The sequence below is a fragment of the Staphylococcus sp. IVB6181 genome (genome assembly GCF_025561445.1).
GTDB classification, from domain to species: Bacteria; Bacillota; Bacilli; order Staphylococcales; family Staphylococcaceae; genus Staphylococcus; species Staphylococcus simulans_B.
In genome coordinates, this window is sequence record NZ_CP095096.1 from 2,148,290 (window position 1) to 2,163,079 (window position 14,790).

Annotated in this window: 8 protein-coding genes; 1 reads left to right on the forward strand and 7 read right to left on the reverse strand. The window is 39.0% G+C overall.

Annotated elements, in window-relative coordinates:
• Positions 1-61: 61 nt before the first annotated feature.
• From pruA to MUA90_RS10455, 7 genes are all read right to left on the reverse strand, one after another.
• Positions 62-1,606 (reverse strand): L-glutamate gamma-semialdehyde dehydrogenase, encoded by a 1,545-nt coding sequence (gene pruA / locus MUA90_RS10425; protein WP_105993666.1) that lies wholly within the window; start codon positions 1,604-1,606, stop codon positions 62-64.
• A gap of 276 nt (positions 1,607-1,882) precedes the next feature.
• Entirely contained in the window at positions 1,883-3,010 is a 1,128-nt protein-coding gene (locus MUA90_RS10430) for an NADH-dependent flavin oxidoreductase (protein ID WP_262586758.1), read from the reverse strand.
• Positions 3,011-3,184: 174 nt separating this feature from the next.
• Positions 3,185-3,571, reverse strand: coding sequence for a S1 domain-containing post-transcriptional regulator Ygs (gene ygs / locus MUA90_RS10435; RefSeq protein WP_114603753.1), 387 nt, complete (start codon positions 3,569-3,571; stop codon positions 3,185-3,187).
• Between the two features lie 250 nt (positions 3,572-3,821).
• Positions 3,822-12,338, reverse strand: coding sequence for a lectin-like domain-containing protein (locus MUA90_RS10440; RefSeq protein WP_262586760.1), 8,517 nt, complete (start codon positions 12,336-12,338; stop codon positions 3,822-3,824).
• Between the two features lie 434 nt (positions 12,339-12,772).
• Positions 12,773-13,303, reverse strand: a complete 531-nt coding sequence (locus tag MUA90_RS10445; protein ID WP_262586762.1) for an NUDIX hydrolase — start codon at positions 13,301-13,303, stop codon at positions 12,773-12,775.
• 18 nt (positions 13,304-13,321) lie between these two features.
• The gene (locus tag MUA90_RS10450; RefSeq protein WP_114603757.1) at positions 13,322-13,579 is read right to left on the reverse strand and encodes a DUF1871 family protein; all 258 of its coding nucleotides are present in this window, start codon (positions 13,577-13,579) and stop codon (positions 13,322-13,324) included.
• 94 nt (positions 13,580-13,673) lie between these two features.
• Positions 13,674-14,270, reverse strand: a complete 597-nt coding sequence (locus tag MUA90_RS10455; protein ID WP_105993651.1) for a peptidylprolyl isomerase — start codon at positions 14,268-14,270, stop codon at positions 13,674-13,676.
• Between the two features lie 72 nt (positions 14,271-14,342).
• Between MUA90_RS10455 and MUA90_RS10460 the strand changes: the two genes are divergently transcribed.
• The gene (locus MUA90_RS10460) at positions 14,343-14,726 is read left to right on the forward strand and encodes a sporulation phosphorelay system protein KapB (protein ID WP_262586764.1); all 384 of its coding nucleotides are present in this window, start codon (positions 14,343-14,345) and stop codon (positions 14,724-14,726) included.
• Positions 14,727-14,790: the final 64 nt, after the last annotated feature.

A 14,790-nucleotide genomic window follows, 5' to 3' on the forward strand; every position in this document is an offset into this window, starting at 1 on the left:
GCTATAATGTGATTTCCTTATTCATTTAAAATCCTGCTTTATTCGATTGGCGTTTGTTACCTTACAGGTGTTCAGATACTGTACGGCCTTGCAAGTGAAGTACTAGATAATCCGGGCCGCCTGCTTTAGAGTCTGTACCTGACATTTTGAAGCCGCCGAATGGTTGATAACCTACGACTGCACCTGTGCAGCCGCGGTTGAAGTAAAGGTTGCCGACCATAAAGTCGCGGCGTGCTTGTTCTAATTTCATACGGTTATTAGAGATAACACCGCCAGTTAAACCATACTCAGTCGCATTCGCATAGTCGATGGCTTGGTCAAAGTCTTTCGCTTTGCTGAAGCCGACTACCGGTCCGAAGATTTCTTCTTGCATCACGCGGCTGTCATAAGCTAAATCTGCAAAGACTGTCGGATAAACGAAGTTCCCTACTTCATCATCCACTTTGCCGCCTGTAACTAAGCGGCCTTCATCTTCACCAATCTTCAAGTATTTTTTGATTTTCTTCAGTGCTTTGTCATCGATAACAGGTCCCATGTAGTTATCGTAACTAGAAGCATCGCCGACAGTTAATTGTTCTGTCGCTTTTTGTACACGTTCTAATAATTCATCATAGACATCTTCAACTGCGATAACACGAGAGCAAGCTGAGCATTTTTGGCCTGAGAAGCCGAATGCTGAATTAACAATCGCATCTGTCGCTACATCCAAGTCTGCTTCGCTATCTACTACAATCGTATCTTTACCGCCCATTTCAGCAATGACACGTTTCAAGTGATTTTGACCTTCTTGGATTTTTGAAGCTTTCTGCATAATACTTGTACCGACATTTTTAGAACCAGTGAATGAAATCAAGCCGACATCTTTATTTTCTACTAAGAAGTCGCCGATATCGCTAGAATCACCAGGAATCCAGTTAACTACCCCTTTTGGAAGTCCTGCTTCTTCTAATACTTCCATAAATTTATATGAAATCACTGGTGTATTTGATGAAGGTTTTAATAATACTGTGTTCCCTGTAACTACAGGTGCTACTGTAGTACCTGCCATAATCGCATAAGCAAAGTTCCAAGGTGAAATTACAACTGATACACCGATTGGCAAATAATCAAATTGGTTATATTCGCCTGGACGAGAGTTGACAGGTTTGCCGTCTTTAAGTTCTAACATTTGGCGGCCGTAGTATTCCATGAAGTCAATTGCTTCTGCAGTATCTGCATCTGCTTCTTTCCATGGCTTACCGCCTTCTTTTGTAAGTGTTGCTGAGAACTCATGTTTGCGGCGGCGTGTAATTGCTGCTGCTCTGAATAAGATGTCTGCTCTTACTTCAGGCGGCACTGTACGCCAAGTTTTAAATGCTTCTTTTGCTGCTTCTAAAGCTTTTTCTGCATGTTCTTTGTTTGCTTTAGAAACATATCCGATTGTCTCTTCTCTATTTGACGGGTTGAATGATCTCACCTTGTCGTCAGTATAGATACGTTCACCATTAATAATGAGTGGATACTCTTTGCCTAAGTCTTCTTCGACTTTTTTGAGTGCTTTTTCATAAGCCTCTCTATTTTCTGCTTTTGAAAAATCTGTAAATGGTTCATGTTTGTACGGAATCATTTTTAATCCCCCTTTGTTTAATATTAAAAATGGTTTAAGAAAGCCCTTACATTTCTTATAATTACATAAAATTCAGACTATGTAAAAGGAAAATCTTCAAAATTGTGAAAATTTTTAATAGTGTGATTGCTCATCTACTGTCGTTGTGCGATATGTAGAATCTACACTAAAATTAAAAAAGACCACACGAAAATATACGTGCAGTCTCATTTTTCATATATATTGCGTCTATCAAATGGTTTATTTTTATATAATGCTAACTGAAAAATTAAATTTTTAGTGCTCGCCTTTTTTAGGCAGCGGGTAAAAGCCTTTGTTGAATTGTTCCAATAAATTCGGCGGCAATTCATGTTTATCTTCACGTTTTGAGTCAAAGTAGGAAATGATTTCGTCTGTACGTCCTTCTTTGATTTTTTCAACAAACCGCGGATCTAATAAAAGTTCACGACCTAATGCGATAAATTCAACCCCTGTTTCAAATGCGGATAATGCTTCATCTGCATTAAAGATTGAACCGATACCGATTAACGGTACTTTACCGCCGATCCATTCATGAATCAGACGAATACGTTCTTGGCCTTGATACTTTCCTTCTCTTTTTTCTGAATGAATTGTAAATAATGAAGCATGCAGATAATCCAGCGGTTTATCAGATAAGTAACCAAGCAATTCTTTTGTTTGTTCCATTTTGATGCCTTCTGCTTCAGCATCTTCTGGTGAGAAACGATAACCGATAATAAAGTCTTTATCACCATATTGTTTTACAGTGTTCACTACTTCATCTACAACTGCAAGCGGGTATTTATACGGATCTGCCCATTCGTCATTGCGTCGGTTATAGTGACGTGAAACGAATTGGTGGATTAGATAATGGTTGGCACCATGAATTTCGACACCATCAAAGCCCACTTCGATTACGCGACGTGTCGCTTCGCCGAATGCTTTGATTGTCTTTTCAATTTCTTCTGGTGTAATTTCACGTGCATCATGTTCTTGCTGCTGGCCAAAACTTTTAAGGGTAATTGGGCTCGGCGCTACAACATCTCCATTAGGTGTTAAGTTATCTAACGCTTGTGCCCCGCCATGATGAATTTGTACAAGTGCTTTCGCACCATGTTTCTTCATCGCTTGTGCTAAACGTTTTAAACCAGGAATATCAGAATCATGTGCAACTGAAGGTTGCCCAGGGAATGCTTTCCCAATATCTGTCACATTACTGGCTGCACTGATACTAATACCTACATCTTTCGAACGTTTTTCCATATATGGCAATTCAACATCAGCAATCGTACCATCATCATTTGATGAAATATGTGTAAGGGGCGCAAGTACGAAACGATTGCGGATTTCTACTCCGTTCGGCAATGTATATGGTGAAAACAATGGTTCATATTTCTTATCCATAGTCGTGTTTCCTCCTCTTTCTCTTTCTATTAAAACATTGTACAGTACTCGGAATTATTTCAGAAAAAATTGCTCATTGTGTCATTAACTATGTACCACTACAGACCATAGGACAAAACAATAGGCCAGCATACCACATCTCCATTAAATGTCGTATACTGACCTCGTATAAGATTAAAGCTTATTCTCTCTAATCATTTTCTTAGACTGCGCAATCCAAACCGGTAAACGTTCTTCCAATGTTTGAAACCCGTATTTTTCAGTTTCTTTGATCTCATCCAAAACAGATTTTTTCTCTTTCTTACGTTCATAATTCTTAAAATAGTCATTATCCTTCAGCGACAAATTGAGTTTGCCTTCTTCATCAATGGATAATATTTTAGCCTTCACAACTTGTCCTTCAGATAAGAAACGACTTAAATTATGGACATAGTCATTCATAATCTCTGATATGTGAATGAGTCCTTCAGTGTTGTCAGGGGTTTCTACAAATGCGCCATAAGGTTGAATACCAGTCACTTTTACTTTCACATGCTGTCCTGATTTATAGTGATTATTCAACTTAATAACCCCTTAATTCGTATTATTTCTAACAATAACATCATAGCATAAATTAAAGAGCGTCACTAACCGTTACGGTATATTATTTACAATTTTTCAGAGTAATAGCACAAATTGCACGCGATATGATGTCTTCTCAATCGTATTCACATCAAAAAGCAAACACTCCCAAGTCGAATGTTCAATTCAACTCGGGAGTGCTTATTGTGCTTATTGTGCTTAATATTCTTTATGATTCATTAACGCAATTTTATTTTTCTGAATGATCTTTATCTTCATTTTTACGTTTTCTGAACAATAGTACTGATCCGAGTGCTGCAAATAATCCGCCGAATAATGCACCGCTGTTTGAAGTATTTTCACCAGTATTTGGCAATACTTTGGCTTTTCCAGCTTTTGATACTGATTTCGAACCAGATTTTGATGCTGCTTTTGTTGTTGCTTTTGCTTTTACATCTGCTTTCACAGTATCATTCGCTTTTGTTTCAGCGTTTACTTTTGTCTCAGTATTTACTTTTGTCTCAGTGTTTACGTTTGATTTAGTATTTGATTCTGTTTCAACAGTTGTTTGTGATGCTTGTGATTGTTGTGGAACTTTAAGATGAGCTCTGTCATCATTTGATTGGCCTTGTGAAGTTGTATTTTCAACAGTTGTTGGATTAACTTCTCCAGTGTTGCCTTTAGTTTCTTTGCCCACAGTTGTATTACCTTTCGTTGGAACAGTAACTTTAGTATTATCAGGTGCTTTTGAGCCTAATACTTCTAAAGTATCGCAAATATCTTTCGCAGCCTCTTCAATTGTTTGAATTGGTTGATGATTTGGCTGTTCAATAATTGTTTGACCGACTTTCACTTGGTTATCTAACGCTTCTGCTGTTTCTTCTGGGCAATTAGAAGTTTCAATTGTTTGTGCTTCTTCGATTGCTTTTTCTAATTCAGCTAATGCATCAGCTTTATCTTGTGCATCTTTTGCCTCAATTGCTTTATCTAATGCATAAGTTGCGCCATCCACTGCAGCTTGAACCGCATTCGGATCTGCATCTACTGTTTCTGCAGTTGCTAATGCAGCTAGAACTGCTTTATCTTCAGCATCTGTCGGATCTAATTCTAAGCATTCCGCATAGTCAATCAATGTTTCTAATACATGTTTATTCGCTTGTTCTACTAAACCAGCTTCTGCATCTTTCAATGCTTGTGTTGCTGCTTCAATTTCTTCTACTGTTTTACTTTCTGATGCTTCAACAACAGCATATCCTGCTTCTTCTGCGTCATCTAATGGTAAAACACTATCTGGTGTGTACGCATCTCTATCTAAGCGATCAACTTTTTCAAGTTCTGCTTTTAGTGCATCAAGCGCTGCATTTATTGCATCGGCTTTATCTTGTGAAGTTTTCGCTTCAATTGCTTTGTTCAATGCATCTTTCGCCGCATCTACTTCTGCTTGTATTGCATTTGGATCTGCTTGTACAGCTTTCGCTTTTGCCAATGCATCTTGGACCGCTTTATCCTCTGCATCTGAAGGATTTAACGTTAAGCCTTCGGCTGCTGTGATTGCTGTATTTAATGCATCTTTATTTGCTTTCGCAACTAAGCCTGCTTCCGCATCTTTCAATGCTTGTGTCGCTGCTTGTATTTCTTCTAATGTCTTAGCTTCTGGTGCAGCTACAATTGCTTTGCCTGCTGTTTCTGCAGTATTCAATGGTTGAACACTATTTGGTGTATAAGCATCTTTGTCTAATTGTGCTACCTTAGCTAATTCTGCTTTTAATGCATCTAGCGCTGCATTAATTGCATCGGCTTTATCTTGAGCTGTTTTCGCTTCAATTGCTTTGTTCAATGCATCCTTCGCTGCATCTACTTCTGCTTGTGTCGCATTTGGATCTGCTTGTACAGCTTTCGCTTTTGCTAATGCATCTTGGACTGCTTTGTCTTCCGCATCTGAAGGATTTAATGTTAAGCCTTCGGCTGCTGTGATTGCTGTATTTAATGCATCCTTATTTGCTTTCGCAACTAGTCCTGCTTCCGCATCTTTCAATGCTTGAGTCGCTGCTTGAATTTCTTCTACTGTTTTATTTGCTGGATCATCTACGATTGATTGACCTGCTGTTTCAGTAGTATTTAACGGGGTTACACTATTTGGAGTGTATGCATTTTTATCAAGTTGAGCTACCTTAGCCAATTCTGCTTTCAATGCATCAAGCGCTGCTTGTTTTAATGCTGCCGCATCTGCTGCGTCTTTGGCATCTGCAACTTTCTTAGCGTTAATTGCTTCATCTAACGCTGCTTTAGCTGCATCCACTGCTTCTTGTGAAGCATTTGGATCTGCTTGAACTTCCTTAGCTTTAGCTAATGCATCTTGTACCGCTTTGTCTTCTGCGTCTGCTGGGTTAAGTTGACCTAAGCCTTCGGCTGTCGCAATTGAACCTTCTAATCCTGCTTTATTAGCTTTCGCTTGTAATGCATTTTGTGCATCTTTGATTGCTTGTGCCGCTGCTTTCAACTCTTCTGGAGTCTTAGTCGCATCAGCTTTCGCTGCTTCTCCCGCAGTGATTGCTGCTTCAAATGGCGTTACAGTACTTGGTTTATAGTCGTTTTTATTAACTGCTTTAGCTGTGTCTAATGCTTTTTGTAATTCGTCTAAAGCATCTTGGCGTTCTTTCGCTGCGATTGCATCATTTAATGCTTTAGTTGCTGCCGCAACTTCAGCTGGTGTTGCGTTGGCATTGCCGTCAACTGTTTTAGCTGCTGCTAATGCGTCTTGTACCGCTTTGTCCTCTTTATCTGCTGGATTTAATGCTGGTAAAGCTTCTGCTTTGTTAATTGCCACTTTTAATTCTGTTTTATCTGCTTTTGCAACTAAGCCTGCTTCCGCATCTTTCAATGCTTGTGTCGCTGCTTGAATTTCTTCTACTGTCTTAGCATCTGGTGCTGCAACAATTCCTTTACCTGCATCTTCTTTTTCTGTTAACGGTGACACTGTATTCGGTGTGAAATTGTCTTTGTTGATTTGTGCTACTTTTGCAAGTTCTGCTTTCAATGCATCTAGTGCTGCTTGTTTCAACGCTGCCGCATCTGCTGCGTCTTTGGCATCTGCAACTTTCTTAGCATTAATCGCTTCATCTAACGCTGCTTTAGCTACGTCCACTGCTTCTTGTGAAGCGTTTGGATCTGCTTGTACAGCTTTCGCTTTAGCTAATGCATCTTGAACCGCTTTATCTTCTGCGTCAGCTGGGTTGAGTTGACCTAAGCCTTCGGCTGTCGCAATTGAACCTTCTAGTCCTGCTTTATTTGCTTTAGCTTGTAATGCATTTTGTGCATCTTTGATTGCTTGGGCCGCTGCTTTCAACTCTTCTGGAGTCTTAGTCGCATCAGCTTTCGCTGCTTCTCCCGCAGTGATTGCTGCTTCAAATGGTGTAACAGTGCTTGGTTTATACTCGTTTTTATTTACTGCATTTGCCGCATCAATTGCTTTTTGTAATTCATCTAAAGCATCCTGGCGTTCTTTTGCTGCGATTGCATCATTTAATGCTTTAGTTGCTGCCGCAACTTCAGCTGGTGTTGCATTGGCATTGCCATCAACTGTTTTCGCTGCTGCTAATGCGTCTTGAACCGCTTTGTCCTCTTTGTCAGCTGGATTTAATGCTGGTAGTGCTTCTGCTTTTTTGAAGGCTGCTTTTAAAGCCGCTTTATCTGACACAGGTTGTAAGTGGTTTTGTGCATCCTTAATCGCCTGTGCAGCTGCTTTCAATTGTTCAGGTGTTGCATTAGCATCTGCTGCTTTTACTTTACCTTCATTGATAGCTGTTGTTAACGGTGCTACTGAATTAGGAGTATAGTCAGCTTTATTAACCGCTTCACCTGCAGCTATCGCTTTATTCAATTCATCTAAAGCGTCTTGACGTTCTTTTGCTGCGATGGCATCATTTAATGCTTGTGTCGCTTCTGCAACCTGAGCTGGTGTTGCATTTTCATTTGCTTTGACTGCTTGTGCAGCAGCAAGTTTATCTTGGACTGCTTTATCCTCAGGATCACTTGCTTTCAAGTTTGGTAAGGCTTCTGCTTTATTAATTGCAGCTTGCAATGCAGTTTTATCTGCTTTTTGAACTAAGCCTGCCTCTGCTGCTTTCAATGCTTCTGTTGCTGCTTTAATTTCATCAGTTGTTTTTGCATTTGGTGCTGCAACGATAGCTTTGCCTTCTGTTTCTTTAGTATTCAATGGCGCTACACTGTTTGGTGTATATTGATTTTTATTGATACCTGCTACTTTAGCAAGTTCTGCTTTTAACGCATCTAAAGCATCCGCATGTTCTTTTGCTGCTAAAGCGTCATTTAAAGCTTTTGTCGCTGCTTGAACTGCTGGTTGCGAAGCATTTTGATCAGCGTTGATTGTTTTACCTGCTGCTAGTGCATCAATCACTGCTTTATCTTCTTTATCAGCTGGATTTAAACCTGTAAGTGCATCTGCTTTATCAATAGCTGCTTGCAATGCGGCTTTATCAGATTTGGCTTGTAGTGCATTTTCAGCTGCTTTAAGTGCTTCTGTTGCTGCGTTGATAGCTTCAACTGTTTGATTATCAGGGTTTGCAACGATAGCTTTACCTGCATTTTCTTTTTCAGTTAAAGGTGTCACTGTTTCAGGTGTGAAGTTGTTTTTATTAATTTTCGCTGCTTTAGCTAATTCTGCTTTCAATGCATCTAATGCTGCTTGTTTAAGCGCATCCGCTGCATCTTGTGCCTTCTTAGCATTTATCGCATTGTCTAATTCAGCTTTCGCTGCGTCTACTGCTGCTTGATCTGCATTTTGGTCAGCTTGTACCGCTTTAGCTTTTGCTAATGCTGCTTTAACTGCATCATCTTCAGGATCTCCTGATTTCAACGGCGGTAATGCTTCTGCAGTTGCAATAGATGTATTTAAAGCATTTTTATCTGCTTTTAATTTCAAAGCATTTTTAGCATCTTTAATCGCTTGTGCTGCTGCTTTTAACTGTTCAGGCGTTGCTTGTGCATCGGCTGCTTTAGCTTTTCCTGCTGTAATCGCTGCTTCAAATGGTGTAACCGTTTGAGGTGTGTAATTGTTTTTCGTTACAGCTTCAGCATCTTTGATTGCTGCGTTAAGTACATCTAATGCATCTTGGCGTTCTTTCGCTGCTAATGCATCGTTTAATGTTTTTGTTGCTGCTGCTACTTGTTGTTGAGTGGCATTGGCATTACCGTCAACTGTTTTTGCTGCTGCTAACGCATCTTGTATTGCTTTATCTTCTCTATCAGTCGGATCTAATCCTTGTAATGCTTCTGCTTTTTTGATGGCTTCTTTTAAAGCTGCTTTATCTGATACAGGCTGTAATTGATTTTGCGCATCTTTGATTGCTTGAGCTGCTGCTTTCAATTGTTCAGGTGTCGCATGTGTATCTGCTGCTTTAGTTTCACCTGCAGTAATCGCCGCTTCAAATGGTGCGACTGTTTGAGGTGTGTAATTGCTTTTTGTTACAGCTTTTGCATCTCTGATTGCTGCGTTAAGTAAATCTAATGCATCTTGATACAATTTTTTATTAATCGCATCATTTAATGCAGTTGTCGCATCAGTGACTTGTTGTTGTGTCGCATTACCGTCAGCTTTTACTTGGTTTGCTGCTGCTAATTTATCTTGAACTGCTTTGTCTTCTTTATCTGATGGATTTAATGTACCTAACGTACCTGCTTTATCAATTGCTTTTTGCAGTTCTGTTTTATCTGCTTGACGTACTAAACCAGAAATACTGTCATTAATATCTTTAGTTGCTTGCTCGATTTGCGCAACTGTAAATTGCTTACGAACCGCTGGATCATCAGACATAGATGCTGTTACTAAAGGATTCACTTTTTGAATCATATCTTTGACTGCTTGAATACTGTTTGGTGTATAGCCGTTTGTACTTGCGACTTGTACACCTCTAGCTACTGCTTCTTGCAATTTTTCATATGCATCCGCTCTTAACTTTTCTTGAATCGCATTAATCAAGCTGTTTTTACTGTCATCTGTCGCTTTTTGTGTCGCATTTAAATCTGCATCAACTGTTTTGGCATTGGCTAAAGCAGTTTTTAATTGCTGATCGATTGCTTTTGTAGGATCTAAGTTAGTAATCTTTTCTGCATCTGCAATGGCTTTTTTCAATGCTGTTTTATCAGCACGGCGTACTAATTGTGTTTTAGCTTGAGTCACTTCTTGTGCTTTTGTATTAAATTGTTCAGTTGAACCATTTTCAGGATGTGCTAGCAATGCTTCTCCCTCAGCTACTTTAGCGTCTAACGCTGCCACGCTGTTAGGAGTATAGTCTGCTTTATTTACTGTTTTCGCATCTGCGACTGCTGTTCTTAAAGCTTCTAATGCACGATTAGGCTGAACTGTAATATCAAATGTAGAAGTGCTGGTATTATTTGCCGCATCTGTCGCTGTTACAGTTACTGTTGATGTACCTGTTGCTGTTGGTTTACCTGTAATTTGATGTGTTGTCGGATTATAAGTTAATCCAGCCGGCAGACCTGTTACCGTTACTGTCGGTGCTGTTTGTGCATTATCTTGTGCTGCGATTGTAATCGGCGCAATCGTATTATATGCTTCAGCTGTTTGATTGCCTACTGGTGTAATTGTTGGTGCTTGTGTATCAGTTACTGTATATGTGAATGTTTTAGTCGTAGTTAATCCAGCATGGTCAGTAGCTGTAACTGTCACAGTAGATGTACCCGCCGCAGTCGGTGTACCAGAAATCGTATTGGTATCGCTGTTGAAAGTAACGCCGTCAGGCAAGCCTGTCACTGTTTTAGAGGCAAGATATTTACTATTATCTGTAATATCTAAAACCAACGGTGCCATTTCAGTGTTTGTACCTACTGACTGATCCGCGATATCGCCGATGACCGGTGCTTGAATATCTTTTACATGATATAAAATGAACTGACTTTCATTCGTTAATTTAACCGTATGTTTCGCTTTGTCATATGTCGGTGCCAACGTATCATCTTCAGTTAATAATCTATAACCTTTATCAGCTAAATACGCCGAATGATCTTGCACAGTGATGATTTTATCTACATCACCAGACGTACGAATCGGACGGTCAAATAATTCATGTGTATCCGCATCAATAAAGTCTTCTTCAAATAATGCACCTGCAGTATAAGTGAATTCTTTAATTTTAACTTGTTGTAAGTTATACGCACCGCCTGTAGATGCCGCAATAGATAATGCATACTCATTTTTATGCGTGTATCTAAAGTAACTCTTCATATTTTGTTTCCAAGTTTGACCCGCATACGTGATTGTCATATCTTTAGTTTCACCATTGTAGTCAATTGTGAACGTTTGGAATTGGTTATCCGCTGGTTGAGGATTTAACATAGTTGCGTCCCAGCCCGCGTTACCTGATTGCGTTGAAACTATACCAGATGAATTACTCCACGCAAATGCCCCGAAAGAGCCTTTATTATAGAATTGGTTCGGATCAGGATTACTTTTTCCTTTCGGGTCATAGCTTTTATTTACATAAGTATCTAATTTAAAGCCAAAGGCATATTTAAGTCCGCCCATACCAACAGCGGATCCATAAAGTCCTAATTCATGTGTATTCCCTGGGTTGAAAATAAAGGTAATACCATCGCCGCCTTCTGCGCCGTTTTTAGGGTGGCCTTCCCCTTTATCACCTAAGTTGACTTCACCAGAGAAATGGAAGTCTTTATTAATATTCATTTTAGTATCTAATGAAATTGAACCTTTTTTACTTCTTTCATTCGGAGTTAACGTCGCAATACCCGTAGATTTATCATAAGTCGCATCATCAACAGTCCAGAAATAATCATTAAAGTTTTCTGGCGTAACGACCACTTCATCTTTTTTAGTTGTATCTACACTAAACGCACGCACTGCTGTTTTTTGTTCTGCCTCTTCTGTTCTTGGCAATGTAGCTTGCGGGCTGTAGAAGTCTTTTTCTTCTGATGCACGGCCTAATAAAATTCTTAAAGCTTCTGCTTTAATTTGTTCATCCGTTAAATTGCTGACATCAATCACTGATAACACTTCGTCTATTTGTGTATTATCATAATCGGCAGCTAAAGCTGTTCTTACTTTTTCCACTTTTTGTTCAACGCTTAAAGCGGCTGCTTCAACAGTCGGTGTTGTTTGTTCAACCGCAACCGATGGTGCTGGTGTTGTTTCTGATGATGAAACTGTTTCGCTTGTTGGTGTTTTAGCTGTTTCAGTGTTTGAAGTTGTCTCAGTTGTTTTTGCTGCTGATTGCGTTTTCGTTGAAGCTGTTTCGGCAGCTGCTTTTTTGGCTGCCTCTGCCTTTGCTTGTTCTTCTTTTTGAACCGCTTCATCTTCTGCTGTTTTAGCATGTTCAACCACTGTTTGAACATCCGCTTCTGTTTTTGCTTGCTGGATGGCTTCAGTGAATTGATGAACCTGTGTTTCAGATAAATGCTTATAAGTTTCAAGTTGCTTTAATGCTTGTGTTTTCGCAAGTTCTAAAGCACTAGGTGCTGTCTTGTCAGCATTTGTCTCTGTTGCTGGTGCTGTGTTTTCTTGCAAAGTTGCAGCTGCAGTGGTCGGCTGCGCTGTACTTGATGCTTTTGTTGCCTCAGCAACTGTTGTATCGTTTGTATTCTCTGCTGCTTTGGCTTCGCCGTTGTGACCTAAAAATAATAGAGACCCGATTAAGATAGAAGCTGTTCCTACAGAAAATCTTCTAATTGAGTATCTATTCTTCAGATTAGGCAAAAAGTCCAATTTCTTCATGTGATGTCCTCCGATATATTAAGTTTTGAACTACCTTATAATTATAAATTGGAGGTACGTCTTTGTATATAATAGAAATGTTATCGTTTTTTAAGTAATTATTATTGATTGTATTTGTTGTTTACTGCATTGAATATGCAAATTTCATATATTGTTGCACCACTGCAAGCTTTAAAATCACTAATTGATGCTTACTTTGTTTTTCGCGTTTATAGTTAATATGAAGCAACTATTTTTGTGATTATTCTCTTATGAAAATTTAATATTTTTGTAACATTTAAAATCAAACTAAAGCGTTTTCTCTTGCACACACTATATGTGTTTTGATTGTATCGAAATTAAAAAATGGATAAACCGATCAAAATGACCCATTTATCCATGTCTATTTAGATGAATATATAATGATATATAGAAGTTTCATGATTGATACTGCATTATGATTGGTACATCCCATCATTTTGCGAAGCAATAAAATCAAAAATAAGCGCAATCAAGCCCGGCTTATAATTAATAAATGCCTTTGAATCAAGCATGTCTAACAGTGTCTCGCGATTCACAAAACGGATGGCTTCGACTTCCTCTGGTTCAATGGAAATATCCGTTTCATCTATATCTGCTTGAATCAAATAGATATCATCGAACCCAGCAGTGTAAGTCATAGCTAGTTGCGGACGCATTAAAGAGAAATCCAAGTCTAAATCCAGTTCTTCTTTGACTTCACGTTGTGCTGCTTGATTGCTTGTTTCTCCTTGCATCACTGCACCGGCTGCACTAAAGTCCCATAATCCAGGCCATAGTTTTTTATCATGTTTTCTTTGTTGAATCAGCATTTCGCCTTTTTGATTAAATACACATACATGTACAACTAAATGATACGTGCCTTCTGGCAATTGGTGGCCGCGTTCAACAACTTGTCCTTTAAGTGCTTGGCGGTATTGATCATATAAATCCAGCATTTCAGACATTCTTCTGTCCCTCCTGTATTATAATCCGCACGTGCCTTCTAATGATAAAGCTTCATCAGCTTTTTGTTTGCATGCTTTTATCGGCAAGCGTTCTTCAAATGAAAATATAAAGATATCTTGAAACTTCTGAGCAAGTTCATCAGCGTTTTCTGCTTGATGCACTGCATCCATCATTTCATATACTTCTGCATCGCCCATCGTTTTATCTTGAAATTGCATCGGATTCCAATCTGCTAATAATTGGTATAAGGCAATGTTGACTTCATTCTTTTCCATTCGATCAGTACCCTCCTCTATTACTTAAAATAAGCCCGATTTGCGTCTTCACAAATCGAGCTGTATCGGATTCATTTTTCATTAAAGTACAAGATTATTTTTCTTCTACATCAATAGATTCGATGACTACATCGTGTACAGGTTTGTCTTGAGGTCCTACTTTAGTATTCGCGATATCTTCTAAAGTCGCTTCTCCATCGATTAATTGGCCGAATACTGTATGTTTTTGGTCTAACCAAGGTGTACCGCCTTTTTCACCGTATGCTTCTACGATTGGTTCTGGCCAACCGCCGTCAGCTAATTGATTCAACATGTTTTCAGGTACTTCTTTCATTTGTACAATAAAGAATTGAGAACCATTTGTATTCGGTCCTGCATTAGCCATTGATAATGCGCCGTATAAGTTGAAAGCTTCCATTGAGAATTCATCTTCGAATGAACCGCCGTAAATACTTTCGCCGCCCATACCTGTTGCAGTCGGGTCGCCGCCTTGTACCATGAAATCGTTGATAACACGGTGGAATGTAATGCCGTCGTAATAACCGTTTTTAGCGTGTGTTACAAAGTTTTCTACTGTTTTCGGTGCTAAGTCCGGTAATAATTTAAATGTCATATCGCCTTTATTTGTATGCATTACTACTTTAATTTCATTATCTTGTATTTCTTTATTTAATTGAGGATAGTTTGCCATGTTAAATACTCCATTCATGTTAAGATTGATATATCACAATATTAACATATAGAACAGAAAGGAAGTATTAAAATGTTATATCGTTTCTCACATAAAACCGGAACTTACGGTGTATCTATTGTAGAAGAGAAAGACAACGGGGAAGTCTTGGTTCAAGTCGAACAAGTCATCAAGCATCCAAAACAAGGCGACTTGCATAACCCGAACGCAGTTGATGGTGTCTTCTTCCATGAACGCCGTGCACTCAGTCATTACGAAAAGAGATTCACACCACGTTCTAAATTACGTGATTTCAACGTAGAAACTTTAGATTACGCGGACTCTCTGCAGCAAGCGATTACAGATTTAGAAGAACAATTGCGACAACAAGATACTGAACACGCAAAACGTTCTTTAGAGAACTTAAATACACTCAAAAAAGATTACAGCGTTCAGTATAAAAAAACTTTCCACTAAAAATCATGTGTTTCTTCTTATTTAACAGTTCCGTGAAATGTAAGCGGGTTACTGAAAATCAAGG